This is a genomic window from Halomonas sp. B23F22_20 (assembly GCF_043496985.1).
GTDB lineage: Bacteria > Pseudomonadota > Gammaproteobacteria > Pseudomonadales > Halomonadaceae > Halomonas.
This window is the reverse complement of the sequence record NZ_JBIEKH010000020.1, coordinates 1-25798: the sequence shown is the minus strand read 5'-3', so window position 1 is coordinate 25798 and position 25798 is coordinate 1. Positions and strand designations below refer to the sequence as shown.

The window sequence follows — 25798 nt, the reverse complement described above, 5'->3', positions numbered from 1 at the left end:
CGTCTCCGGATCAGTCCTCGGCCTCGAGCCGCTTGGCCACGTCGGTGGCCTTGTCCTGGTAGTCCTCCGGCGAGTAGCCGGCGTCCTCCAGGGCCTGGGCCACCTCGGGGGGCATGTAGTTCTCGTCGTGCTTGGCCAGCACCTGGTCGGCCCGCAGCCAGCCATCGGGCTGCAGCCGACCCACTACCACCACGCCCTGCCCCTCGCGGAACAGATCGGGCAGGATGCCGCTGTAGCGGACCTCCAGGTCCTCGACGTAGTCGGTGACCGTGAAGGCGACGTCGAGGCTGTCCGGGTCGCGGGCCACCGAGTCCTCCTTGACCATGCCGCCGGCCCGGATCTGGCGCTCGAACGGGGCCTGACCCTCGGCGATCTGCACCGGGCTGAAGAACAGGTTGATGTTGCTGCGCAGGGCGTAGAGCGTCAGCCCGACGGCGATGGCCGCCAGGGTCACCAGCCCCAGGATCACGTAGAGTCGCTGCTTGCGCTTGGCTCTCATCGGTTCTGTCCCTCTCCGGTGGTGCCGGCCTGGCGCCGCTCGCGGCGCACCCGGCGGCGGAGGTCACGCAGCACTCGCCGACGCTCGGCTCGGGCATGCCAGGCCACGCCCAGCAGCAGCGCGGCGGTGGCGCCGTAGGCGGTCCAGACATAGGGCGCGTGGCCACCCATGGCGAAGAATTCGGACAGCGACGCGAAAGCCATCAGCTACCCTCCCCGACCAGCTCGCGCACCCAGCGCTTGGCCGACTCGCGGCGCAGGATCTCGCTGCGCGTGCGCATCAGGGTCACGGCGATGAAGAAGCAGTAGAAGCCGAGCACCATCAGCAGCAGCGGCCACCACATCGACGCGGGCATGGCCGGCTTCTCGATGATCGAGAAGCTCGCCGGCTGATGAAGGGTGTACCACCACTCCACCGAGTACTTGATGATCGGGATGTTGATCACGCCCACCATGGCCAGCACCGAGGCCGCCCGGGCGCCGCCGTCGCGGCTGGCGAAGGCACCGCGCAGGGCGATCACCCCGAGGTAGAGGAACAGCAGGATCAGCATCGAGGTCAGGCGCGCATCCCACTGCCACCAGGTGCCCCAGGTGGGCACCCCCCACACGGCACCGGAGAGCAGCGCCACGAAGGTCATGCCGGCGCCCAGCGGGGCCATCATCGCCGCCGCCATGTCGGCGAGCTTGATCTTCCAGACCATGAACACCAGGGCGGCCGCGGCCATGGCAACGAAGATCGACTGGGCCAGGAAGGCCGCCGGTACGTGGACGTAGATGATGCGGAAGCTGTTGCCCTGCTGGTAGTCGGCCGGGGCGAAGGCCAGCCCCCAGACGCCGCCGCCCAGGATCAGCGCCACCGCCGCCACCCAGAACGGCGGCAGCCAGCGTGCGCTGATGGCGTAGAACCCCTTGGGGGAACCGAGCTTGTGAATGAAGGCCCACATGATGCCGTGTCGTTACCTCAACCGTTGAGACTGATGCGCAGCGCCGCCGCGATCGCGAAGGGCGCGAAGATCAGCGCCGCGGCCAGCAAGGCGCCGAGAATCGCCAGATGGGCCGCCACACCACCGCCCTGGATCGCCGCCTGGACGGCCCCGGCGCCAAAGATCAGCACCGGAATATAGAGCGGCAGCACCAGCAGCGACAACAGCACGCCCCCACGGGACAGCCCCACGGTGAGCGCGGCGCCGATGGCGCCGATCAGGCTGAGGCTGGCGCTGCCCAGCGCCAGCGACAGCGCCAGCACCGCGTAGCTGCCCATCGGCAGCGACAGCATGATGCCCAGCACCGGCGCCATCAGCGCCAGCGGCAGGCCGGTGAGCAGCCAGTGCACCGCCACCTTGGCCAGCGCCAGCGCCGGCAGCGGCTGGGGCGAAAGCAGCAGCTGTTCCAGGCTGCCGTCCTCGAAATCGCCGCGGAACACCCCGTCCAGGGACAGCAGCGCCGCCAGCAGCGCCGCCACCCACAGCAGACCCGGCGCGATGGTCGCCAGCAGCGTCGGATCCGGCGAGATGCCGATCGGGAACAGGGTGATCACCAGGGCGAAGAACACCAGCGGGTTCCACACCTCACCGCGCCCGCGCAGCCGCAGCACCAGATCGCGGCGCAGGGTCGCCCGAACTGCGACCATCAGGCCGCCTTCCGGTTCCCCGGCCAGGGGCAGCGGCGGTGCTGCGGGCCGCGGATCAGCGCTCGACACCACGACCTCCCTCGCCCAACCGCAGACGGCGCAGGTTACCGGAAGCCTGCAGCTCGTGATGAGTGGTCACCAGCACGCTGCCGCCACGCTCGGCGTGCGCCGCCAGGCGCGCCTCCAGGGCGACGACGCCGTCCCGGTCGATGGCCGTGAAAGGCTCGTCGAGCACCCACAGCGGGCGCGGCGTCAGCTCCAGCCGGGCCAGGGCCACGCGGCGCTGCTGCCCCGCGGAGAGCTGGGCAACAGGCAGGTCCTCGAAGCCGGCCAGGCCTACCGCCTCGAGCGCTGCCAGCCGCGCGGCTTCGCCGCCGCCCTCTCCGTCACCCTCCTGGCCGGCCAGCGCCTGATACCAGGCGAGATTCTCCAGCGGCGTCAGCGCCGCCTTCACCCCCGGGGCATGTCCCAGATACAGCAGGTTGGCGAGGAAATCGCGGCGCACCCGACGCAGCGAAGCGCCGTTCCACAGCACCTCGCCCTCGTAGTCCGCCAGCTGGCCGGAAAGGATCTTGAGCAGGGTCGTCTTGCCGCTGCCGTTGGGGCCCTCGACGCGCAGGATCTCGCCGGCCCGGATCTCCAGATCGAGATCGTGGAACAGCCAGCGGTCGTCTCGCTCACAGGCCAGCCGTCGGGCTTGCAGGCGCAGGCTCAAGGCGCTCTCCGGGCATGGGAAATATGGCTCGGCACTGTACACGGAAAAGGTTTTCATCGCCAGTCGAGGGAGGCCGCAGAGCACGCGGCGCTTGCCCTGCGGCATGTTCGCCGGCAACGCGCCCCTTGCCAGATGCCCGTTGCCTGCTATGCTGGCCATGTACTGTATGTATCAACAGTCATTGCCGACGAGGGACACCGCGCCATGTCACGCCTTGAACCGCAGTACCTGTTCCGCCAGCCCAACCTGCCCATCGCCGAGGCCTGGGCACCGCTCGACGCCGACGACCTGGTCGAAGTTCCCCTGCTCGGCAGCGTCGCCGCGGGCATGCCCATCGATGCCTGCATCGACGCCGGTAGCGTCGAGGTGCCAAGCCGTATGGTCAAGCGCAACACCTACGCGCTGAGGGTCTGCGGCGACTCGATGATCGATTGCAACATCTTCGACGGAGATGTGATCATCATCGAACGTCGCGAGAGCGCCGAGAACGGCGAAACCGCGGTGGTGATGATCAATGACCAGGAGGTCACCCTGAAGAAGCTCTACATCGAGAAGTCCGGCGTGCGCCTGCAGCCGGCCAACGAGGCCATGCCGCCCATCTGCCTGAAGAACAGCGACATCCAGGTGCTCGGCCTGGTGATGGGCGTGGTGCGCCAACCGGACCTGGCCGCCTGATGCGCTACCCCATCCCCGACCTGCCTGCCGGGACATGGCACGAGAGCGAAATCGAAGTCGAGAAGAGCCGCTTCATCGCCTGGGTCTGTCACGCCCCGGACGTGGCCGCCTTCGAGGCCCTGCTGGCGGCCGCGCGTCACGCCCATCCGAACGCCAGTCACCACTGCAGCGCCTTCATCGCCGGCCCGCCCGGCGAACAGCGGGCCATCGGCTTCTCCGACGATGGCGAACCCGGCGGCACCGCCGGTCGACCCATGTATCAGGTACTGGAAGGCGCCGGCATCGGCCAGATCGGCTGCGTGGTGATCCGCTACTTCGGCGGCACCAAGCTCGGCACCGGCGGCCTGGCCCGCGCCTACGGCCAGGCCGTCAGCGAGGCGCTGGAAATCCTGCCAAGGAGCGAGGTCACCGAGCGTGATCCGCTGCGCCTGAAGGTCGACTTCGCCGGCGAGGCCCAGGCCCGTGCCTGGTGCGCCGAACACGACATTCCCGTGGACGCCGCCGACTATGGCGCCGACGGCGTGGTGCTGACCCTGGGCTGGCCGCGGGATCTCGACCGCGACCTGTCAGCGCTCACCAGCCGGCTCAAGGGGCGGCTCGAGCGCCTCGACTCCGACGCCGCCTGACCCGGCCGCCGCCGACGACGCACCTAGATAGCGAGCCCGCTTCTCGGGCTTCAGCCTAGCCAGGTCTACCGCCACCAGGCCATCGGTGCAGTAGCCGAAGGCGGTGTCCACGCCGAAAGCCAGGAAGCGCGTGCCACCGGGTTCGGTGACTTCCACGTACTGCTTGTACAGGGCCGGCACGCTAGCGCCCAGCGCCTGCAGGCCGTGTCGCAGGCGCTGGAAATCCTCCCGCGCATCGTCACCATGGAACAACCGCTCCGCCTCCAACTGCCCCGCCCGGGAGATCCGCCAGGGCGTGCGCGGCCGCACTTGGCTCTCGGCGTCCCCGTGGTAGTGGCGGTAGTAGCTGACCAGCAGCTCCTTGGCCAGCGGCGGCAGGTGATTGGGCAGCGTAACCGGCCCGAACAGCCAGCGCACCTCGGGATGGCGGCGCAGGTAGGCGCCCAGCCCGACCCACAGGTAATCCAGACTACGCCGCCCCCAGTAGCGCGGCTGGACGAAGCTGCGTCCCAGTTCGAGCCCGTGCCGCCAGTCCTCCCAGGGCGCCTGCTCGAGGTGAAAGATCGTGGCGCCGTAGAGCCCGGTCACGCCGTGCCGATCGAGGATCCGCCCCACCTCGCCGAGGCGATAGGCGCCGGCGATTTCCAGGTCGCGGTCGTCCCACAGCACAAGGTGGCGATAATAGTCGTCGAACGCGTCCAGATCGCGCTTGCCCCCGCTACCCTCGCCGACACGGCGGAAGGCGACTTCACGCAGCCGGCCGATCTCACGCATCACCGCCGAGTCCGGACGGCTGTCGAACAGCAGGATACGCTTACCGTCGGCGGTTTCGCCCAGAGACTCCGCCTCGCGTAGCTCCTCACGCAGGCGTTGGCGCGGCTCTGGCCGCGCGATGCCGGTCTCGCCGACGAACACGCCGCGACGCCCGCGTCCCAGCCGGTAGACGTGCTTGCGCAGCAGCTTGAGCTTGACCGAATTGGCCAGGTCTCCGCGGTCGAAGCGCGCCAGCGGGATCGGCCCGCCGACCCGCAAGGCGATGTGCCGACCACGCTGGCGAAACATCTCGCTGGGCAACAGCAGCGGCCCCAATTCACTGCGCAGCGAGGTCAGGGCATAGAAGCGCGGGGAGTTGCGCCCGCGGACGTGGACCGGCAGCAAGGGCGCATTGGTGCGCCGCGCGGCATGCAGGAAGCCGGAGTGCCACTTGCCGTCGCGCACCCCGGCCGGGCTAGCACGGGACACCTCTCCGGCAGGAAAGACGATCACCGCCCGCTCCGCCTCAAGGGCCTCGACCATCTGCGAGAGGCTGCGGCGCAGCCCGCGCCGTGACAGGTTATCCACCGGCAGCAGCACCTCCGACAGCGGCGCCAGCTGGAGCAGCAGGTCGTTGGCCAGGATACTCACGTCCGGGCGCACCTCGGCCACCATGCGCAGCAGCGCCAGGCCGTCCAGCGCCCCAAGCGGGTGGTTGGCGACCACGACCACACGTCCGGTATCGGGAATCTGCTCGCGATCCCTCGACGACAGGGTATAGCCGACATCGAGATGCTCGAACACCCGATCGATGAACTCGCACCAGCCGAGTTCGCCGTGGCGTTCCAGGAAATCATTGATCTCGCGCTCGTGCACCAGGTGGCGCAGCCCCGCCACCAGCGGCCCGAACAGCCACGGCGGCCGAGCCGCCAACCTTGGGGCCTTGTCACAAAGGGCCCGCTCGATATCGATCATGCCGCCTTCTCCTCGCCAGACGCCCCGGGGGCGCCGATGCGCTCAGGCTAGGGACGGCAGGTGACAGGAAGATGGCGGCCACAAAGACGAACGGCGCCCCGAAGGGCGCCGTTGCGCGTGACAGGGCGAGGCCGGCTCAGCCCAGGTACTTGATCATCACCCCGGCGGCCACCGCCGAGCCGATCACCCCGGCCACGTTGGGCCCCATGGCATGCATCAAGAGGAAGTTATGGGGATTGGACTCCAGCCCCACCTTGTTCGACACCCGTGCCGCCATGGGCACCGCCGAGACCCCGGCGGAGCCGATCAGCGGGTTGATCGGCATCTTGCTCACGGCGTTGAGCAGCTTGGCCATCAGGATCCCGCAGGCGGTGCCGATGGCGAAGGCCACCATGCCCAGCGCCAGGATCCCCAGGGTTTCCACGGCCAGGAAGCGATCGGCCATCAGCTTGGAGCCCACCGAGAGCCCGAGGAAGATGGTCACGGTATTGATCAGCGCATGCTGGGCGGTGTCGGAGAGCCGTTCCACCACGCCGCACTCGCGCATCAGATTGCCGAAGCAGAACATCCCCAGCAGCGGCGCGGCGTCCGGCAGGAACAGCACCACCAGGATCAGCAGGCTGATCGGGAAGACGATCTTCTCGCGCTTGGACACCGGGCGCAGCTGGGTCATGGCGATCCCGCGCTCGCGCTGCGTGGTCAGGGCGCGCATGATCGGCGGCTGGATAAGCGGTACCAGCGCCATGTAGGAGTAGGACGCCACGGCAATGGCCCCCAGCAGCTCCGGCGCCAGGATGCTCGACACGTAGATCGAGGTGGGGCCATCGGCCCCGCCGATGATGCCGATGGCGGCGGCCTGGTTGAGCGAGAAGTCCATCCAGCCAAGCGTGGTCATGCCCACCGCCCCGAGCAGGGTGGCGAAGATGCCGAACTGGGCGGCGGCGCCCAGGAACAGGGTCCGCGGGTTAGCCAGCAGCGGGCCGAAGTCGGTCATCGCCCCCACGCCCATGAAGATCACCAGCGGCGCGATGCCCGAGGCGATGGCCACGCTGTAGAACTGGTACAGCATGCCGTGAGCGAAGCCGGCGCCCAGCGCGACGTCATTGGCGGCGCGGATCAGTTCCGGGGCGGTGTCACCGTGCAGCGCCTCGCCGACGGCATGGCGCCAGGCCTCGACCCCGGCGCCGGGCGCCAGGTCCAGTTGCAGGGCGGCCGCCAGCGACCGAAGCATCTCCGCGCCGGCCAGGTGAGCGGCCTGCTCGGCAGCCGACAGCGCCAGCCCGGCCTCGGGAATGTTGGCCAGGATGCCGCCGAAGCCGATCGGCACCAGCAGCAGCGGCTCGAACTTCTTGGCAATGGCCAGCCACAGCAGCAGCAGGCCCACCGCCAGCATCACCGCCTGGCCGGGGCTCAGGTTGTAGAGTCCCGAGCCGGTCCACAGGGTCAGAATCTTGTCGATCATGGGCAACGTCCTCAGAGCACGATCAGGGCGTCGCCTACGGCCACGCTGTCACCTTCGCCGACCTTGACCGACGAGACGGTGCCGGAGCTCGCCGCGCGCACCTCGGTCTCCATCTTCATGGCCTCGAGGATGATCACCACGTCGCCCTCGACCACCCGGTCACCGGGCTTGACGCAGACTTTGAAGATGTTGCCGGCGAGCGGCGCGCTAATGGTATCGCCCGAGGATTCGGCCGGCGCCGCAGGCGCCGCTGAAGCGGCGGCACTGCCCTGCTCCTGGACACGCTCGATCTCGCCACCCTCGGCGACCTCGACCACGTAGGCCTTGCCGTTGACGGTGACGGTATAGGTCTCCGGGCCGCCGGCTGGCGCTACCGGGGCGGGGGCCTGGGCGTCCGGGGCCTGGGGCGCCGGCTCGAAGGCTTCAGGGTCGTCGCGATGCTTGAGGAACTTCAGACCGATCTGCGGGAACAGCGCATAGGTCAGGACATCGTCGATCTCGCGCTCGCCCTCGGCCAGGCGAATGCCCTCGGCCCGGGCCTTCTCGCGGAGCTCGGCGGACAACCGGTCCATCTCCGGGGCGAGATTGTCGGCGGGCCGGCAGGTGATCGGCTCGCCGCCCTCCAGCACGCGGGCCTGGAGTTCGGTGTTGTAGGCCGTCGGCGCGGCGCCGTACTCGCCCTTGAGCAGCGCCTGGACCTCCTTGGAGATCGACTGGTAGCGTTCGCCCATCATCACGTTCATCACCGCCTGGGTGCCGACGATCTGCGAGGTCGGCGTGACCAGCGGGATGTAGCCGAGGTCCTCGCGCACCCGCGGGATCTCCACCAGCACTTCGTCGAGGCGGTCGCCGGCGCCCTGCTCCTTGAGCTGGTTCTCCATGTTGGTGAGCATGCCGCCCGGCACCTGGGCCACCAGGATGCGCGAGTCGATGCCCTTGAGCGAGCCCTCGAAGGCGGCGTATTTCTTGCGCACCTCGCGGAAGTAGGCGGCGATGTCCTCCAGCGCCTCGAGGTCGAGCCCAGTGTCGCGTTCGGTGCCTTGAAGGATGGCCACCAAAGATTCGGTGGGGCTGTGGCCGTAGGTCATCGACATCGAGGAGATGGCGGTGTCGACGTTGTCGATGCCGGCCTCGGCGGCCTTGAGCGCGGTGGCGGTGGACATGCCGGTGGTGGCATGGCTCTGCATGTGGATGGGAATGTCCAGCGTGTCCTTCAGCCGGCTGACCAGCTCAAAGGCCGTGTAAGGCGTGAGCAGGCCAGCCATGTCCTTGATCGCCAGGGAGTCGGCGCCCATGTCGGCGATCTGGCGGCCAAGCTCGACCCAGCCGTCCAGGGTATGCACCGGGCTCACCGTGTAGGAGAGCGTGCCCTGGGCATGGCCCTCGACCCGGCGCACGGCCTGCAGGGCGCGCTCCAGGTTACGCGGATCGTTCATGGCGTCGAACACGCGGAAGACGTCGACGCCGTTGGTCCGGGCGCGCTCGACGAAGCGGTCGACCACGTCGTCGGCATAGTGGCGATAGCCGAGCAGGTTCTGGGCACGCAGCAGCATCTGCTGGCGGGTATTGGGCATGGCCGCCTTCAACGCCCGTATCCGCTCCCAGGGGTCCTCGCCCAAGTAGCGGATACAGGCGTCGAAGGTGGCCCCGCCCCAGGATTCCAGCGACCAGAAGCCGATCCGATCGAGCTTCTCGGCGATCGGCAGCATGTCGTCCAGGCGCAGCCGGGTGGCGAACAGGGACTGGTGAGCGTCGCGCAACACCACGTCGGTGATGCCGAGCGGGCGGGCAGTATCGTTCATGGTGAGTCCTTTATCGTTATTCAGGGATCAGGGGGAAAGCAGGCGTGCCGGTGACTGGCTCAGCGGCGGTGCTCGCGGCGATAGCGATGGATCGCCGCCCCGAGCACGGCCATCAGCTCATCGTCGCGGACCGCGTGGGCCGGCGCAGACGCCGCCGGAGCGGGATCGGCCGAGGGCTCGGGGAAGACCCGACCGATGAGCTTCGACATCAGAGTGGTGACGATGACCAGCACGGTCAGAAAGACGAATACGAACCCCATGCCGAGGCCCATCAGGGCGAAGCCCTCATTGAAAAGCTGCGTATCCTGCATGTGGTATCTCCTCGCTGGCATCCTGGCGACTCGTCCGCCTGGAGGACGAGTTGCGTCGCGATGACGATGATATAAGCTGCCACACTTCCCAAGAATCGCGATGATGCCATGGTGGAAGTCGACGTTGTTAATTTACTACATCCGGGGCGAATCGGCCTAGCCCCCATGGAAGGGGTGATCGACGCCATTACCCGCGACCTGCTGACCCGCACGCCAGGCTTCGACTGGACGGTCACCGAGTTCGTGCGGGTCGTCGACACCCGGCTGCCGCCGCGGGTCTTCCATCGGCACTGCCCCGAACTCACCGAGGCGCGCCCCGTCACGCCTGCCGGGGCGCCGGTGCACCTGCAGCTGCTGGGCTCGGATCCCGCGGCGCTGGCGGCCAATGCCCGTCAGGCCCTGCGCCTGGGCGCCACCAGCCTGGACCTCAACTTCGGCTGCCCGGCCAAGCTGGTCAATCGCCACGATGGAGGCGCCTCCATGCTGCGCGATCCCCGGCGAGTGCGCGCCGCCGTGGCCGCCGTGCACGACGCCGTGGGCGACACCATCCCGGTGACCGCCAAGGTCCGACTGGGCTTCGACGACAGGCGCCTGGCGCTGGCCTGCGCCCAGGCCGCCGAAGACGGCGGCGCCCGCCAGCTGGTGGTCCACGGTCGCACCCGCCGTGAAGGCTATCGCCCTCCGGCCCACTGGGAGTGGATCGGACGCATCCGCGCCCGGCTGTCGATCCCAGTGATCGCCAACGGCGACATCTGGTCGCTCGAGGACTACTGGAAGGCACGCACGCTCTCGGGCTGCTGCGACGTGATGCTGGGCCGCGGCGCCCTGGCGGATCCCGCCCTGGCGCCCCGGATCCGCCACTGGCAGGCCACCGGAGAGCACCTTCCGCCCACCACCTGGGACACGAGATCCCGTGTGCTGGCCGATTATGCTGCATTGCAGCGTAACATACTTCCAGACAAGATCGTGGTCTCGCTCCTTAAACAATGGTTGAACCATATGCGCAGCCGAGACGCCGAGGCGGCGCGGCGCTTCCAGGCCCTGCGCCGACTCACCGAGCTGGACGCCTTTCTCGACGGCCTGTGCGCCGACACCCGCCGAGACGTCGCCCTGCTCGCCTGAGACGACACAAAAAAAGGGCGCACGTCGCGATGCGACGGCGCCCGAACGATCGCGGAGTCGGGGCCCTCTATGGGCTTGACCGCTCCGGCTAGCGAGTAAAGAGGATAACAAAACAGAAGACCCGCTCTCACGAGGAGAGCGGGTCGATATCTGGCGCGCCCGGGAGGATTCGAACCTCCGACCACCTGATTCGTAGTCAGGTACTCTATCCAGCTGAGCTACGGGCGCTAGAAGACGGCGACAGTTCACCGTACGGGGATGATACGTACACGACGTGCAGTCATCACCCAAAGAAGATGGCGCGCCCGGGAGGATTCGAACCTCCGACCACCTGATTCGTAGTCAGGTACTCTATCCAGCTGAGCTACGGGCGCAGACCTTCTACTTCATTGACGATGGCGGAGAGGGAGGGATTCGAACCCTCGAAGAGGCTATAAACCCCTTACTCCCTTAGCAGGGGAGCGCCTTCAGCCACTCGGCCACCTCTCCCGCATCGACAGGTGCGTATCCTACCGATTTGGCAGGGCAATGTCCAGCGCCTTCGGGATTTTTTCTCGGGCGACGGACATTGCGATTCAGGCTCCGCTTTCGCCGTCGTCGGCATCCGCGTCGGTCTTCTCGCGCTGGATGCGCTGATAGATTTCTTCGCGGTGCACGGCAACGTCCTTGGGAGCGTTGACGCCGATACGGACCTGATTGCCCTTGACGCCCAGAACGGTAACGGTGATGTCATCACCGATCATCAGGGTTTCGCCGACTCGGCGGGTCAGAATGAGCATGACTGATCTCCTTCTCAGACTTCTGACTGCGGGATGCTCGTCTACGCCAAGGCCGGCGCCCGGGAATGGGCACCGGCCCCGACGACTGGCGTCGACCATGACACTCCATGGGCTCGTTGAAAGGAAGCCCGCCACACGGCGCAGCCATGGACCTCCCTACAAGCGTAGAAGCTGACGACGGGATACGACGCTTTATTCGCTTTCGATGTCGTCCTTGTCCAGCCCGAAGGCCTGATGCAAGGCACGCACGGCCAGCTCCATGTGCTTCTCGTCGACGACCACCGAGATCTTGATCTCGGAGGTGGAGACCATACGGATATTGATGTTCTCTTCAGACAGCACGCGGAACATCTTGGAGGCCACGCCAGCGTGAGAGCGCATGCCGACACCCACCAGGGAGACCTTGGCGATCTTGTCGTCGCCCTTGACCTCACCCTCACCCAGGGCGGGCAGCACTTGCTCCTCGAGGATGCGCAGGGTCTGCTTGTAGTCGCCCTTGGCAACGGTGAAGGTGAAGTCGGTGTAGTCGCCGGCCGGGGCCACGTTCTGCACGATCATGTCGATCTCGATGTTGGCATCGGCGATCGGGCCCAGAATCTTCGAGGCCACGCCCGGCACGTCCGGGGTGTTGAGCAGGGTCAGCTTGGCCTCGTTGGCGGTGAAGGCAATACCGGAGATCAGCGGTTCTTCCATGGAGTCCTCGTCTTTGTCGGAATCTGCAACGATCAGGGTGCCGGGGCCGTCCTGGAAACTGGACAGCACGCGCAGCGGGACGTTGTACTTGCCGGCGAATTCGACGGCGCGAATCTGCAGCACCTTGGAGCCGAGGCTGGCCAGTTCCAGCATCTCCTCCACGGTGATGGTGTCCAGGCGCTGGGCCCGAGAGCAGACGCGCGGGTCGGTGGTATAGACGCCATCGACGTCGGTGTAGATCTGACACTCGTCGGCATTGAGGGCCGCGGCCAGGGCCACCCCGGTGGTGTCGGAGCCGCCGCGACCGAGGGTAGTGATATTGCCCTCTTCGTCGACGCCCTGGAAACCGGCGACCACGGCCACCTGGCCTTCGTCCAGGTCCTGGCGCATGTCGTCGGTCTCGATACGCTGGATGCGCGCCTTGGTATGAGCGCTGTCGGTCATGATGCCGACCTGGGAGCCGGTATAGGAGGTGGCCGGCACACCCAGCTTGTGCAGGGCCATGGTCAGCAGTGAGATGGTCACCTGCTCGCCGGTGGAGACCAGCATGTCCATTTCGCGCGGCGTGGGTTCGTCGTTGATGTCGTTGGCCAGGCCGATCAGGCGGTTGGTTTCGCCGCTCATGGCCGAAACCACGACCACGACCTGATGGCCGGCGTCACGGAAGCCCTTGACCTTCTCGGCCACGGCCTTGATGCGCTCCACGGAGCCCACAGAGGTGCCGCCGAACTTCTGTACGTATAGTGCCATGCGTCGTTGTCCCTCGTGTCGGTTAGCGTTGGAAATGAGAAAAGCGTGATGGAAGCCGGATGGACCAGGGGCCGAAGGCATCGCTGCCTTCGGCCCCTGATCGTGAACTAGAGCGCCTCTTCGACCCAGGCCGGAACGCTCTCCAGCGCCGATGGCAAGGCCGCGACATCACTGCCGCCGGCCTGGGCCATATCGGGTCGACCACCGCCCTTGCCACCGACCTGGGCGGCGACGTGATTGACCAGTGCGCCGGCCTTGACCCGGTCGGTGAGATCGTCGGTCACGCCGGCGATCAGGCTGACCTTGCCGCCCGACTCGTCGGCCACGCCGAGCACCACGATCCCCGAGCCCAGTTTGTTCTTGAGCTGGTCGAGCATGCCGCGCAGCTCCTTGCCCGAGACGCCTTCCAGGCGCTTGGCCAGGACCTTGACGCCCTTGACGTCGCAGGCCTCTCCCAGCAGATCATTGCCGGCGGCGCTGGCCAGCTTGGCCTTGAGACGCTCAAGCTCCTTCTCCAGGCCGCGATTACGCTCGACCAGCGTCTCGACGCGCTCCTCGACCTGCTCGGGCTTGGCCTTGAGGCGCTCGCCGATCCGCGCCACCCGGGCTTCCTGCTCACGGAAGTAGGCGAGCGCACCCTCGCCGGTGATCGCCTCGATGCGACGCACGCCCGAGGCCACACCGGCCTCGCTGACGATATGGAAGCAGCCGATGTCGCCGCTGCGAGCGACGTGGGTGCCGCCGCACAGCTCGACCGAGAAGTCGTCGGCGCCGATGGTCAGCACCCGCACGCTGTCGGCGTACTTGGCCTCGAACAGCGCCGCGGCGCCCTTCTCCTTGGCCTGCTCCAGGGTCATTTGCTCGATGCGTGTCGCGGCGTTGGCCAGCACCTGCTCGTTGACCAGCCGCTCTACCTCGGCCAGCTGCTCGGCGGTCATCGGCTCGAAATGGCTGAAGTCAAAGCGCAGCCGCTCCGGCGTCACCAGCGAGCCCTTCTGCTCGACGTGCTCGCCGAGCACCATGCGTAGCGCCTGGTGCAACAGGTGAGTGGCCGAGTGATTGCGCACGGTGGCCGCGCGCAGGGCCGGATCGACGCCCGGACTCACCTCGGCGCCGACCGCCAGTTCGCCCTCGAGCAGCACCCCGTGGTGCAGGTGGTGACCGCCCTGCTTCTGGGTATCGGTGACCAGGAAGCGGCCGCCGTCGAACGCCAGGTAACCGGTATCCCCCACCTGACCGCCGGACTCGGCATAGAAGGGCGTGCGGTCGAGCACCACCAGGCCGCGCTGCTCCGGCACCAGCTTGGCCAGCGCGTTGCCCTCGCGGTCGACGATGGCGGTAACGGTGGCACGATCCTCTAGGCGCTCATAGCCGGTGAAGTCGGTCTCGCCCTCCAGCTCCAGGGCGGCGCCGTAGTCGGCACCGAACTGGCTGGCCGCCCGGGCCCGCTCGCGCTGGGCCTCCAGCTCGCGCTCGAAGCCGGCCTCGTCCAGCGACACGTTGCGCTCGCGGCAGACGTCGGCGGTCAGGTCATAGGGGAAGCCGTAAGTGTCGTAGAGCTTGAACACCGTCTCACCGGACAGGGTATCGCCCTCGAGGCCGGCCAGCGCCTCCTCCAGCAGCCCCATACCGTGATCGAGGGTGCGGGCGAACTGCTCCTCTTCCTTGAGCAGAACGCGCTCGATCTGGTGGCGCGCCTCGCGCAGCTCCGGATAGGCCTCGCCCATCTCGACGTCGAGTGCCCCCACCAGCTTGTGGAAGAAACTACCCTTGGCGCCCAGCTTGTGGCCGTGACGCACCGCGCGGCGAATGATCCGGCGCAGCACATAGCCACGACCTTCGTTGGAGGGCAGCACGCCGTCGGCGATCAGGAAGGCGCAGGAGCGAATGTGGTCGGCGATCACCCGCAGCGAAGGCGTGGCAGTGTCACCGTGGCCAGTGGCCCGGGCCGCCGCCTCGAGCAGGTTCTGGAACAGGTCGATCTCATAGTTGGAATGCACGCCCTGCATCACCGCGGCGATGCGTTCCAGGCCCATGCCGGTATCAATGGACGGCTTGGGCAGCGGATGCATCTCGCCGGCCGCGTCGCGATCGAACTGCATGAACACCAGATTCCAGATCTCGATGTAGCGGTCGCCGTCCTCTTCGGGGCTGCCGGGAGGACCGCCCCAGACTTCGGGACCGTGGTCGAAGAAGATCTCGGAGCTCGGCCCGCAGGGGCCGGTGTCGCCCATCTGCCAGAAGTTGTCCTCGTCGAGCTTGGAGAAGCGCTCGGGGTCGACGCCTATCTCTTCCTTCCAGATGCGCTCGGCCTCGTCATCGCTGACGTGCACCGTGACCCACAGCTTCTCTTTGGGCAGCCCCAGCGTCTCGGTGAGGAAGGTCCAGGCGAAGCGAATGGCATCGCGCTTGAAGTAGTCGCCGAAGCTGAAGTTGCCCAGCATCTCGAAGAAGGTGTGGTGGCGGGCGGTATAGCCGACGTTGTCCAGGTCGTTGTGCTTGCCGCCGGCACGCACGCAGCGCTGGGCAGAGGTGGCGCGAACGTAGGGACGCGGGTCACGGCCCAGGAAGACGTCCTTGAACGGCACCATCCCGGCGTTGGTGAACAGCAGGGTCGGGTCGTTGCCCGGCACCAGGGAGCTGGTCGGCACGATGGTATGCCCCTGCTCCTCGAAGTAACTCAGAAAGGCCTGTCTGATGTCTGCGCTTTTCATGGGGTATCCGTGGCGATAGGCGTGGCGGCCCGCAGGACGGTCGTTGCAGCCGTCGTCGGACTGCCACCCGGGGCGTTCGCAAAGGGACCCATTATAGCGCAGTCGTCAAGCGACTAAAGGGTGAGAGGAATCAGGCGTCGTCCCAGGCATGTGCCAGGGCGTGTTTGAGCTGGTCGAAATCGAAGCCGCGACCGGCCAGGAAGCGCTCGCGGCGGGCCCGCTCGCGGGGCCCCTCACCGGGGCCGGAGAAGCGCCGCGACAGGACCTCGGCGGCGAGATCGAACCAGTCGACCTCGCCGCCGGCCTCGATGAAGGCCGCCTTGGCGGTGGCGTCATCGATGCCGCGCCGCGAGAGCTCGGCGCGGATGCGCACCGGCCCTTGGCCGCGAGCCACGCGGGAGCGCAGGAAGCTTTCGGCGAAGCGCTCGTCGGACTGCAGGCCCTGCTCGGCGAGCTCCGCCAGGCAAGCCTCGACGGCCTCGGCGTCATGGCCTTTGGCGGCGAGCCGCTCGCGAAGCTCGGCCCGGGCATACTCGCGCCGGGCCAGCAGGCGAATGGCATCGTCGCGGGGCGTCGCGTCGGTCTCACGCGCAAAACCGGGCATGGCTTAGAGCAGGTCGTCGCCGCGCTCGCCCTGGTCCGCCTCGGCCGCGACCTCTTCCTCCTTGGGCTCCGACGAGGCCAGCAGCTGTGCGCGAATCCCGCTCTCGATCTCTTCCATGATCGCCGGGTTGTCCTCGAGGAACTGGGCGGCATTGGCCTTGCCCTGGCCGATCTTGTTGCCCTGGTAGCTGTACCAGGCGCCGGCCTTGTCGACCAGCTTGCACTGAACGCCCAGATCGATCACCTCGCCGGCATGGTAGATGCCCTTGCCATAGAGAATCTGGAACTCGGCCTGGCGGAACGGCGGCGATACCTTGTTCTTGACCACCTTGACCCGAGTCTCGTTGCCGGTGACCTCATCACCCTGCTTGACCGAGCCGGTGCGGCGGATGTCGAGGCGCACGCTGGAGTAGAACTTGAGCGCGTTGCCGCCGGTAGTGGTCTCAGGGCTGCCGAACATCACGCCGATCTTCATGCGGATCTGGTTGATGAACACCACCATGCAGTTGGCGTTCTTGATGTTGCCGGTGATCTTGCGCAGCGCCTGAGACATCAAGCGAGCCTGCAGGCCGACGTGGGAATCACCCATCTCGCCCTCGATCTCGGCGCGCGGCGTCAGTGCTGCCACCGAGTCGATGATGATCACGTCGACGCCACCAGAGCGCACCAGCATGTCGCAGATCTCGAGCGCCTGCTCGCCGGTATCCGGCTGGGAGACCAGCAGATCATCGAGGTCGACGCCAAGCTTCTCGGCATAGCTCGGGTCGAGGGCGTGCTCGGCGTCGATGAAGGCGCAGGTCTTGCCCTGCTTCTGGGCCTGGGCGATCACCGACAGGGTCAGGGTGGTCTTGCCCGAGGACTCCGGGCCGAAGATCTCCACCACGCGACCATAGGGCAGGCCGCCGATGCCGAGCGCGATGTCCAGCCCCAGGGAGCCGGTGGATACCGACGGCATCACCACGCGCGGGGTGTCGCCCAGGCGCATCACGGTGCCCTTGCCGAACTGGCGCTCGATCTGGGAAAGCGCGGCGTTGAGCGCCTTGGAACGATTGTCGTCCTGAGCCATGAGGGTCTCCTAAGCGGTCGCCGTGGGGCACGGCGGTGACGAAACGTGGGTCGTGTGAGCAGGCCGCCCGGCCCGCCGAAAGCACTGTATGACTGCACAGTAGTATGACGAAAAACGGCACGCTCGGCCAGCCCGAATACACTGGACGAGCGACGCCGGCCTAGCCTTGCTCCAGCCAGGCGATCAGGCCCGCCAGGGCGGCTTCCACCGCCTGCTCGCGCACCGCCGAGCGGTCGCCGGGGAAGCTCCGTCGCTCGGCGTTAATCCGCCCCGGTGCACCCCAGGCGAGCCACACCGTGCCCACCGGTTTCTCGGCGCTGCCGCCGCCGGGCCCGGCGACGCCGCTGACGGCCACTCCCAGGCCTGCCCCACTCGCGGCGCAGGCACCGGCCACCATGGCCTCGACCACCTCACGGCTGACCGCGCCTTGCTGAGCCAGCAGCGCCTCGGGCACGCCCAGCAAGCGCGTCTTGGCACCGTTGGCGTAGGTCACGTAGCCGGTTTCGAAGTAGTCCGAACTGCCGGCGATCTCGGTGATGGCACTGGCCACCCCTCCGCCGGTGCAGGACTCGGCCGTGACGACGTTCACGCCCTGCTCCCGGCACAGCGCGCCAAGGCGTTCGGCGAGACGGCGTGTCTCGAGCGATACGGACATCGACTTCCCTCCCTGGCGATCTCGATGGCCCTGACGACGGCCATCCTTGGGCGTAGAATACTGGCTTTGTCCGCGAGATGCATGGCGCCCTGACGCCATCTCGATGTCCAAGTTCTTCGCCGTCTCCACAGCCAGTCAAGGAAGCCCATGTCACAGGCCAGCGCCAAGCAGCACACGCCGATGATGGCCCAGTATCTGAAGATCAAGCGCGAACACCCCGAGGTATTGCTCTTCTATCGCATGGGGGACTTCTACGAACTGTTCTTCGACGATGCCAAGCGCGCCGCCGCCCTGCTCGACATCACCCTGACCCAGCGCGGCCAGTCGGCCGGCCAGCCGATCCCCATGGCCGGGGTGCCCTACCACAGCGCCGAAGGCTACCTGGCGCGCCTGGTCGCCGCCGGCGAGTCGGTGGCCATCTGCGAGCAGATGGGTGACCCGGCCGCCGCCAAGGGCCCGGTGGAGCGCAAGGTGGTACGCATCGTCACCCCCGGCACCCTCTACGACGAGGCTCTGCTCGACGCCCGGCGCGACAACCTGCTGGTGGCGATCCATCCGGCTGGGGAGCGCTGGGGTCTGGCCTGGCTGGAGCTTTCCAGCGGACGCTTCAGCGTGCTCGAGGTGGAAGGCGAGACCGAAATGCTGGCCGAGCTGACGCGCCTTGACCCGGCCGAGCTGCTGGTGCCGGACAGCTTCGCTCTGCCGCCCACCCTGGAAGGGCGCCGCGGACTGCGCCGGCAGAGCGACTGGCTGTTCGACCTCGAGTCGGCCACCCGCACCCTGTGCGACCAGTTCGCCGTGCAGGACCTCCGCGGCTTCGGCTGCGCCCACCTGGAAGCGGCCCTCACCGCCGCTGGCGTGCTGATCGACTATGCCCGCGACACCCAGCGCTCACAGCTGCCCCACGTCACCGCCATCGGCGTGGAAAGCCGCGACGACGCCGTGGTGATCGATGCCGCCAGCCGCCGCAATCTGGAGATCGACGTCAACCTGGGCGGTGGCAGCGACAACACCCTGGCCAGCGTGCTCGATACCACCGCCACGGCCATGGGCTCGCGACTGCTCAAGCGCTGGCTCAATCGTCCGCTGCGCGATCGCGACCAGGTAAGCGCCCGCCAGGCCGCCGTAGCCACCCTGCTCGATCGCGACGGTTTCATGCCACTAGAGGAGACCCTCAAGGCGATCGGCGACGTGGAACGCATCCTTGCCCGGGTGGCGCTTTACAGCGCCCGCCCTCGTGATCTGGCCCGGCTTCGCGATGCGCTGGCCGCGCTGCCCGAACTGCAAGCCGAGCTCGCCGACTACGAGGATGGCACCGCCCTGGACGAGCTCAAGCACCACATTCGCCCCTATCCGACGCTTGCCGACACCCTGAGCCGGGCGCTGGTGGAGAATCCGCCGGTGGTGATCCGCGATGGCGGAGTGATCGCCGAGGGTTTCGACGCCGAGCTCGACGAGCACCGCGGCCTGGCCGAGCACGCCGGCGACTACCTGGTGCAGTTGGAAGCCCGCGAACGTGAGCGCACCGGCCTGCCCGGCCTGAAGGTCGGCTACAACCGGGTCCACGGCTACTACATCGAGATCCCCCGTGCCCAGGCCCGAGAAGCCCCGGTGGACTATATTCGCCGCCAGACGCTGAAGAACGCCGAACGCTTCATCATTCCCGAGCTCAAGGAGTTCGAAGACAAGGCACTGTCGGCCAAGTCCCGCGCCCTGGCCCGCGAGAAGCTGCTCTACGAGAGCCTGCTCGACGACCTCAACGCCGAGCTCGCTCCGCTGCAGGCGACCGGGCGCGCGCTGGCCTCCCTGGATGTGCTGGCGACGCTGGCCGAGCGCGCCCGCGCCCTGGACCTGGTACGACCGACCCTGCCCTCGACCCCGGGCCTCGACATTCGCGGCGGCCGTCATCCGGTGGTCGAACGGGTCAGCGAGGCACCCTTCGTGCCCAACGACCTGATCATGGACGACGAGCGTCGCATGCTGGTGATCACCGGCCCCAACATGGGCGGCAAGTCCACCTACATGCGCCAGGCGGCCCTGATCACCCTGCTCGCCCACACCGGCAGTTTCGTGCCCGCCGACAGCGCGAGCATCGGTCCGGTGGACCGCATCTTCACCCGCATCGGCTCCTCCGACGACCTGGCCGGTGGGCGCTCCACCTTCATGGTCGAGATGACCGAGACCGCCAACATCCTGCACAACGCCACCGACCACAGCCTGGTGCTGATGGACGAGATCGGCCGCGGCACCAGCACCTTCGACGGCCTGTCGCTGGCCTGGGCCAGCGCCGAGCACCTGACGCGAACACGCGCCTTCACGCTGTTCGCCACCCACTACTTCGAGATGACCGCGCTCGCCGAGCAGGCCGCCGGCGTGGCCAACGTGCATCTCACCGCCGCCGAGCATCGCGATGGGATCGTCTTCATGCACCGAGTGGAGGATGGACCGGCCAGCCAGAGCTACGGGCTGCAGGTCGCCCAGCTCGCCGGCGTACCTCAAGGCGTGATCGCGAGGGCCCGGGAGAAGCTCGCGACGCTGGAACAGCAGGAGATCGACCAGGGCCAGCGTGCCGCACCCGCGCCACTCGACGGCACCACCACGCCGCAGCAGGCCGACCTGTTCGCCAGCGCACCGCACCCGGTCGTGGAAAGCCTGTCGGGACTGTCGCTGGACGAGCTGACGCCACGCCAGGCACTGGAGTGGCTGTACCAATGGCAGCAGAACCTATGATCAAGTCCTTACGAGAGTCCGCGAAGCCGGGCCACCCCTTGCGCGAGACGTCGCGACGGGCACCGAGCATACACGTGGAGAAGCGCTTGCACGGGCGACGGCGCCCCGAGCCTAGCTGCGATTGGCCTCATGGCTTGCGGGACACGGGACGGGCCGACTAGAATGGTTCGATCAAGTTCTACTTATTATAAAAGCTAAAGTTTTTATAACCCAATTCAACATTCAAGACCGATCGGCCGCGGCACACCCCGGCCCGAGGAAGGGAGACTGGCATGACATTCGTCGTCACCGAAAACTGCATCAAGTGCAAGTACACCGACTGTGTCGAGGTCTGCCCGGTGGACTGCTTCTATGAAGGCCCCAACTTCCTGGTCATCCACCCCGACGAGTGCATCGATTGCGCGCTTTGCGAGCCGGAGTGCCCGGCCGAGGCGATCTATTCCGAGGACGAGTTGCCCGAGGGCCAGGAACAGTTCATCGACATCAACGCCGAGCTGTCGGAGGTGTGGCCGAACATCACCGAGAAGAAGGATCCGCCGGCTGACGCCGAGGACTGGGACGGCAAGTCCGGCAAGCTGGAGCAACTCGAGCGCTGAGCCCCGCCGCCACACCCGGACACCATGCCTCGCCTGAGCACTATCCTTCGCCTAAAAACAACAATGCCGAATGTCTCACGACATTCGGCATTGTTATTTCACGCTACGATGAAGGAGAACACCGAGGCAAAGAAGGCGGCCCTCAGGCCGCCCGCTCCTAGCCGTCCTTGAGCGGCTCCCTCCGCTCGACCTCCCTGAGCTTTCCCTGCCCGGAAACGGCATCCTGCCGTACCGGGCTCGCTCGAGACTGCATCCCGTGGCTTCCTGCCGGGAGAGCTCCTCTCTCCCTTGTCCCGCTACCCATTCTGGCAGCCTTCCATAACTTCTCAACCGCCCCCTAAGCCACTTGCGACGTCTTCAATGTCTCACGGATTCAAAAAAATTCTTTAATTTCATATGGATAAAAAAATACCGACGCCAGAATGGCGTCGGTATCGGCCTCAAATAGTCAGGGATCTCGTCGCCCCCTTGTAGGCGATTTCCTACGATGAATCATCGTTTCCGGCGAGATTACTGACCCTTGATGGCGGACCGCCCCGGGTAGTCCACACGATCACCGAGCTCCTGCTCGATCACCAGCAGGCGGTTGTACTTGGCCACCCGGTCGCTGCGGCACAGCGAGCCGGTCTTGATCTGTCCGGCGGCGGTGCCCACGGCCAGGTCGGCGATGGTGGTGTCCTCGGTCTCGCCGCTGCGGTGGGAGATCACCGCGGTGAAACCGGCGTCCTGGGCCATGCGAATGGCGTCCAGGGTTTCGGACAGCGAGCCGATCTGGTTGAACTTGATCAGGATGGAGTTGCCGATCTGCTCGTCGATGCCACGCTTGAGGATGCGAGTATTGGTGACGAAGAGGTCGTCGCCGACCAGCTGCACCTTGTCGCCGATCTTGTCGGTCAGCGCCTTCCAGCCGTCCCAGTCGGACTCGTCCATACCGTCCTCGATGGAGACGATCGGGTACTGGTCGCAGAGATCGGCCAGATAGTCGGCGAAGCCAGCGGCGTCGTACTGCTTGCCCTCGCCGGAAAGATCGTATACGCCGTCCTTGTAGAACTCGGAGGAGGCGCAGTCCAGGGCCAGGGTGATGTCGCGACCCAGCTCGTAGCCGGCGTCAGACACCGCCTGCTTGATCACCGCCAGCGCCTCGGCGTTGGAGGCCAGGTTGGGCGCGAAGCCGCCCTCGTCGCCCACGGAGGTGGACAGGCCGCGGCCGGCCAGCACTTTCTTCAAGGCGTGGAAGATCTCGGCGCCCATGCGCAGCGCCTCACGGAAGTTGGGCGCGCCCACCGGCTGGATCATGAACTCCTGGATGTCGACGTTGTTGTCGGCATGCTCACCACCGTTGAGGATGTTCATCATCGGCACCGGCATGCGGAACTGGCTCGGCTGGCCGTAGAGCTCGGCGATATGCGCGTAGAGCGGCATGCCCTTGGCATTGGCGGCGGCCTTGGCGGCGGCCAGCGACACGGCAAGAATGGCGTTGGCGCCAAGCTTGGCCTTGTTGTCGGTACCGTCGAGCTCGAGCATGACCTCATCCAGGGCACGCTGGTCGCGAGCATCAAGGCCGACCAGGCGCTCACGGATGGCGCCGTTGATGGCCTCCACGGCTTTCAGCACGCCCTTGCCCAGATAGCGAGCCTTGTCGCCGTCACGCAGCTCGAGGGCCTCGCGTGAACCGGTGGAGGCACCGCTCGGGGCGCAGGCCGTCCCCACGGCACCGCTCTCCAGGCGCACTTCCGCCTGAACAGTAGGGTTACCGCGGGAATCGAGCACCTCGAGGGCGCGAATATCGACAATCTTGGTCATCTGAGTCGTCCTTTCAGTCAGTCAGCGTTGATTGAGTCAATAGGGAAACCGCATTTCTCTCTCGACTTGCAGGAGCTGTCCGGGTAAGCGGCCTTATTCTATTGTCAGTGCTGGCAGGCCCTTCACCAGATCATCCAGGGCCTTGAGCTGGGCCAGGAAAGGCTCGAGCCTATCGAGCGGCAGGGCACAGGGGCCATCGCACTTGGCGTTGTCCGGGTCCGGATGGGACTCCAGGAACACTCCGGCGAGCCCCACGGCCACGCCGGCGCGGGCCAGCTCGGCCACCTGGGCGCGACGCCCGTCGGCGCTGTCCGAGCGTCCACCGGGGCGCTGCAGGGCGTGGGTGACGTCGAACAGCAGCGGGTAGCCGGTCTCTTTCATCTCGCCGAAGCCGAGCATGTCGACCACCAGGTTGTTATAGCCGAAGCTGGTGCCGCGCTCGCAGAGGATCAGCCGGTCGTTGCCGGCCTCTTCGCACTTGCGCAGGATGTGGCGCATCTCGTGGGGCGCCAGGAACTGCGGCTTCTTGATGTTGATCACCGCGCCGGTCTCGGCCATGGCCACCACCAGATCGGTCTGACGAGCCAGGAAGGCCGGCAGCTGGATGACATCGGCCACCTCGGCGGCGGGCGACGCCTGCCAGGGCTCGTGAACGTCGGTGATCACCGGCACGCCGAAACGCTCCTTCACCTCGGCGAGGATCGCCAGGCCGCGATCGAGACCGGGGCCGCGGAAGGAATGGATCGAGCTGCGGTTGGCCTTATCGAAGCTGGCCTTGAACACGTAAGGCATGCCGAGTCGGCCGGTGACCTCGACATAGGCCTCGGCCACCTCGAGGGCCAGCTCACGGGATTCCAGCACGTTCATGCCGCCGAACAGCGTCAGCGGCCGGTCATTGCCGACCCGGAGGCCGGCGACATCGATCAGGCGTTCCGAGACGGACATGAGGCTCACTCCTGCGGGGCGCTCTGGGCACGCGTGCGGGCGGCCTTGTGTTCCAGCGCCGCGTTGACGAAGCCGGTGAACAGCGGGTGGCCATCACGCGGCGTTGAGGTGAACTCGGGGTGGAACTGGCAGGCCACGAACCAGGGATGATCGGGCAGCTCGACCATCTCCACCAGGGAGTTGTCGACGCTTCTGCCTGACACCACCAGGCCAGCCTTCTCCAGGTCGGCAACGAACTGGTCGTTGACCTCGTAGCGGTGGCGATGGCGCTCGACGATCTCCTCATTGCCATAGGCCTCGCGCGCCCTGGAGCCATCCGCCAGGCGGCAGACCTGGCCGCCCAGGCGCATGGTGCCGCCCAGGTCGGACGCCTCGTCGCGCAGCTCGATCTTGCCCTCGGGGCTCAGCCATTCGGTGATCAGGCCCACCACCGGATGCTGGGTGTCGTGGGTGAACTCGGTAGAGTTGGCGTCGTCCCAGCCGGCTTTGTTCCGGGCGAACTCGATCACCGCCACCTGCATGCCGAGGCAGATGCCGAGATACGGAATGCCGTTTTCGCGGGCGAAGCGGGCGGTGGCGATCTTGCCTTCCACGCCGCGCTCGCCGAAGCCGCCGGGCACCAGGATGGCATCCTTGCCGGCCAGGCGTTCCGGGCCGTGACGCTCGATGTCCTCGGAGTCGATGTAGTCGATATTGACCTTGATCCGCGTCTGGATGCCGGCGTGAATCAGCGCCTCGTTGAGCGACTTGTAGGCGTCGAGCAGCTCCATGTACTTGCCGACCATGGCGATGTTGATCGACTTGAGCGGATTGAGCTTGGCGTCGAGCACGCGGATCCACTCGGCCAGGTCGGCCTCGCTGGCCTCCAGGCGCAGCTTGTCGCAGACGAACTCGTCGAGGCCGTGCTCGTGCAGCATCAGCGGAATACGATAGATGGTGTCGGCGTCCTGCAGCGGGATCACCGCACGCTCTTCGACGTTGGTGAACAGCGCGATCTTGCGCCGCTCGCTCTCCTCCAGCTCGACCTCGCTGCGGCAGATCAGGATATCGGGCTGGATGCCGATGGAGCGCAGCTCCTTGACGCTGTGCTGGGTCGGCTTGGTCTTGGTCTCACCGGCGGTCTTGATGTAGGGCACCAGGGTCAGATGCATGAAGATCGCACGGCTTGCGCCCAGCTCACTTCTGATCTGGCGGATCGATTCGAGGAACGGCAGCGACTCGATGTCACCCACGGTGCCGCCGATCTCGACCAGCGCCACATCGGCGTCCTTGCCACCCTCATACACCCGACGCTTGATCTCGTCGGTGATGTGAGGAATCACCTGCACGGTGCCACCCAGGTAGTCGCCGCGGCGCTCCTTGCGCAGCACGTGTTCGTAGACACGACCGGTGGTGAAATTGTTGGCCTGGCTCATCTTCGTGCGGATGAAACGCTCGTAGTGGCCGAGATCCAGGTCGGTCTCGGCCCCATCCTCGGTGACGAACACCTCGCCGTGCTGGAAGGGACTCATGGTGCCCGGATCCACGTTGATGTAGGGATCGAGCTTGAGCATGGTGACCTTGAGGCCCCGTGCCTCGAGAATCGCCGCCAGCGAGGCCGACGCGATGCCCTTGCCGAGAGAGGACACAACGCCGCCGGTCACGAAGATATATCGTGTCATGGAGAACCTGTCGAAACGTGATCGGTAGGCCCGGCAGGAAGCCGCGCCAGGATGGGACGACAGCGTAGCAGAATACGACCAATGGCTCAATTTGAGCGACAAGCGCCGCTGCGGGCTGCGGGCTGCGGGCTGCGGGCTGCGGGCTGCGGGCTGCGGGCTGCGGGCTGCGGGCTGCGGGCTGCGGGCTGCGGGCTGCGGGCTGCGGGCTGCGGGCTGCGGGCTGCGGGCTGCGGG

23 protein-coding genes and 3 tRNA genes are annotated in these 25798 nt (G+C 66.9%); 5 read left to right on the top strand and 21 right to left on the bottom strand.

Annotated elements, in window-relative coordinates; translation table 11 throughout:
* Nucleotides 1-10: 10 nt before the first annotated feature.
* From ccmE to ccmA, 5 genes are read right to left on the bottom strand one after another with little or no spacing between them, the layout of a single operon-like run.
* Complete coding sequence (gene ccmE / locus ACGTN6_RS16090) at nt 11-499, bottom strand: cytochrome c maturation protein CcmE (RefSeq protein ID WP_394593475.1); 489 nt, start codon at nt 497-499, stop codon at nt 11-13.
* Complete coding sequence (gene ccmD, locus ACGTN6_RS16085) at nt 496-702, bottom strand: heme exporter protein CcmD (protein WP_394593473.1); 207 nt, start codon at nt 700-702, stop codon at nt 496-498. Before ccmD ends, ccmE begins: the two co-directional genes overlap by 4 nt.
* Complete coding sequence (locus tag ACGTN6_RS16080; protein ID WP_394593471.1) at nt 702-1442, bottom strand: heme ABC transporter permease; 741 nt, start codon at nt 1440-1442, stop codon at nt 702-704. The genes ccmD and ACGTN6_RS16080 overlap by 1 nt, the downstream gene beginning before the upstream one ends.
* Before the next feature lie 17 nt (nt 1443-1459).
* Nucleotides 1460-2128 (bottom strand): heme exporter protein CcmB, encoded by a 669-nt coding sequence (gene ccmB / locus ACGTN6_RS16075; RefSeq protein WP_394593593.1) that lies wholly within the window; start codon nt 2126-2128, stop codon nt 1460-1462.
* A gap of 55 nt (nt 2129-2183) precedes the next feature.
* A complete protein-coding gene (gene ccmA / locus ACGTN6_RS16070) occupies nt 2184-2843 on the bottom strand; it encodes a cytochrome c biogenesis heme-transporting ATPase CcmA (RefSeq protein ID WP_394593469.1) in 660 nt (219 codons plus the stop codon).
* Between the two features lie 204 nt (nt 2844-3047).
* Between ccmA and lexA the strand changes: the two genes are divergently transcribed.
* Nucleotides 3048-3518 (top strand): transcriptional repressor LexA, encoded by a 471-nt coding sequence (gene lexA, locus ACGTN6_RS16065; protein WP_394593466.1) that lies wholly within the window; start codon nt 3048-3050, stop codon nt 3516-3518.
* A complete protein-coding gene (locus ACGTN6_RS16060; RefSeq protein ID WP_394593463.1) occupies nt 3518-4144 on the top strand; it encodes an IMPACT family protein in 627 nt (208 codons plus the stop codon). The genes lexA and ACGTN6_RS16060 overlap by 1 nt, the downstream gene beginning before the upstream one ends.
* Here ACGTN6_RS16060 and olsF read toward each other — a convergent pair.
* From olsF to ACGTN6_RS16040, 4 genes are all read right to left on the bottom strand, one after another.
* A complete protein-coding gene (gene olsF, locus ACGTN6_RS16055; protein WP_394593461.1) occupies nt 4085-5872 on the bottom strand; it encodes a bifunctional ornithine lipid synthase OlsF in 1788 nt (595 codons plus the stop codon). The two genes, ACGTN6_RS16060 and olsF, sit on opposite strands and share 60 nt — an antisense overlap.
* A 136-nt stretch (nt 5873-6008) precedes the next feature.
* A complete protein-coding gene (locus ACGTN6_RS16050) occupies nt 6009-7331 on the bottom strand; it encodes a sodium ion-translocating decarboxylase subunit beta (protein WP_394593590.1) in 1323 nt (440 codons plus the stop codon).
* A gap of 14 nt (nt 7332-7345) precedes the next feature.
* Nucleotides 7346-9136, bottom strand: coding sequence for a sodium-extruding oxaloacetate decarboxylase subunit alpha (oadA, locus tag ACGTN6_RS16045; RefSeq protein ID WP_394593458.1), 1791 nt, complete (start codon nt 9134-9136; stop codon nt 7346-7348).
* 59 nt (nt 9137-9195) lie between these two features.
* On the bottom strand, nt 9196-9447 hold the full coding sequence (locus ACGTN6_RS16040) for an OadG family protein (protein ID WP_394593455.1): 252 nt from the start codon (nt 9445-9447) through the stop codon (nt 9196-9198).
* A gap of 165 nt (nt 9448-9612) precedes the next feature.
* Here ACGTN6_RS16040 and ACGTN6_RS16035 point away from each other — a divergent pair, with 165 nt between their 5' ends.
* On the top strand, nt 9613-10569 hold the full coding sequence (locus ACGTN6_RS16035) for a tRNA dihydrouridine synthase (RefSeq protein WP_394593587.1): 957 nt from the start codon (nt 9613-9615) through the stop codon (nt 10567-10569).
* A gap of 151 nt (nt 10570-10720) precedes the next feature.
* Here ACGTN6_RS16035 and ACGTN6_RS16030 read toward each other — a convergent pair.
* The 9 genes from ACGTN6_RS16030 to ACGTN6_RS15990 form a co-directional block, all read right to left on the bottom strand.
* A tRNA-Arg gene (locus tag ACGTN6_RS16030) sits at nt 10721-10797 on the bottom strand.
* A gap of 69 nt (nt 10798-10866) precedes the next feature.
* Nucleotides 10867-10943: transfer RNA gene (locus tag ACGTN6_RS16025), tRNA-Arg, on the bottom strand.
* A gap of 22 nt (nt 10944-10965) precedes the next feature.
* Nucleotides 10966-11058, bottom strand: a tRNA-Ser gene (locus tag ACGTN6_RS16020).
* 86 nt (nt 11059-11144) lie between these two features.
* On the bottom strand, nt 11145-11348 hold the full coding sequence (gene csrA / locus ACGTN6_RS16015) for a carbon storage regulator CsrA (protein ID WP_394593453.1): 204 nt from the start codon (nt 11346-11348) through the stop codon (nt 11145-11147).
* 192 nt (nt 11349-11540) lie between these two features.
* Complete coding sequence (locus ACGTN6_RS16010; RefSeq protein WP_183388343.1) at nt 11541-12791, bottom strand: aspartate kinase; 1251 nt, start codon at nt 12789-12791, stop codon at nt 11541-11543.
* Between the two features lie 107 nt (nt 12792-12898).
* Nucleotides 12899-15505 carry an alanine--tRNA ligase gene (alaS, locus tag ACGTN6_RS16005; protein ID WP_394593449.1) on the bottom strand — a complete coding sequence of 869 codons (2607 nt, stop codon included), beginning with the start codon at nt 15503-15505 and terminating at the stop codon, nt 12899-12901.
* Nucleotides 15506-15635: 130 nt separating this feature from the next.
* A complete protein-coding gene (locus ACGTN6_RS16000; RefSeq protein ID WP_394593446.1) occupies nt 15636-16109 on the bottom strand; it encodes a regulatory protein RecX in 474 nt (157 codons plus the stop codon).
* 3 nt (nt 16110-16112) lie between these two features.
* Entirely contained in the window at nt 16113-17174 is a 1062-nt protein-coding gene (recA, locus tag ACGTN6_RS15995; RefSeq protein ID WP_394593443.1) for a recombinase RecA, read from the bottom strand.
* A 160-nt stretch (nt 17175-17334) separates the two neighbouring features.
* Entirely contained in the window at nt 17335-17829 is a 495-nt protein-coding gene (locus ACGTN6_RS15990; protein ID WP_394593441.1) for a CinA family protein, read from the bottom strand.
* Between the two features lie 147 nt (nt 17830-17976).
* Between ACGTN6_RS15990 and mutS the strand changes: the two genes are divergently transcribed.
* Together mutS and fdxA are read left to right on the top strand one after the other, a co-directional pair.
* Nucleotides 17977-20559: a DNA mismatch repair protein MutS gene (gene mutS, locus ACGTN6_RS15985; protein WP_394593439.1), complete on the top strand. Its 2583-nt coding sequence runs from the start codon at nt 17977-17979 to the stop codon at nt 20557-20559.
* Between the two features lie 272 nt (nt 20560-20831).
* The gene (gene fdxA / locus ACGTN6_RS15980) at nt 20832-21155 is read left to right on the top strand and encodes a ferredoxin FdxA (protein WP_394593437.1); all 324 of its coding nucleotides are present in this window, start codon (nt 20832-20834) and stop codon (nt 21153-21155) included.
* 510 nt (nt 21156-21665) lie between these two features.
* On the opposite strand, the gene eno is transcribed toward fdxA, so the two are convergent.
* From eno to ACGTN6_RS15965, 3 genes are all read right to left on the bottom strand, one after another.
* Entirely contained in the window at nt 21666-22958 is a 1293-nt protein-coding gene (gene eno / locus ACGTN6_RS15975; protein WP_183388336.1) for a phosphopyruvate hydratase, read from the bottom strand.
* A 93-nt stretch (nt 22959-23051) separates the two neighbouring features.
* Nucleotides 23052-23903 carry a 3-deoxy-8-phosphooctulonate synthase gene (kdsA, locus tag ACGTN6_RS15970; RefSeq protein WP_394593434.1) on the bottom strand — a complete coding sequence of 284 codons (852 nt, stop codon included), beginning with the start codon at nt 23901-23903 and terminating at the stop codon, nt 23052-23054.
* Between the two features lie 5 nt (nt 23904-23908).
* Nucleotides 23909-25564 carry a CTP synthase gene (locus ACGTN6_RS15965; RefSeq protein ID WP_394593431.1) on the bottom strand — a complete coding sequence of 552 codons (1656 nt, stop codon included), beginning with the start codon at nt 25562-25564 and terminating at the stop codon, nt 23909-23911.
* Nucleotides 25565-25798: the final 234 nt, after the last annotated feature.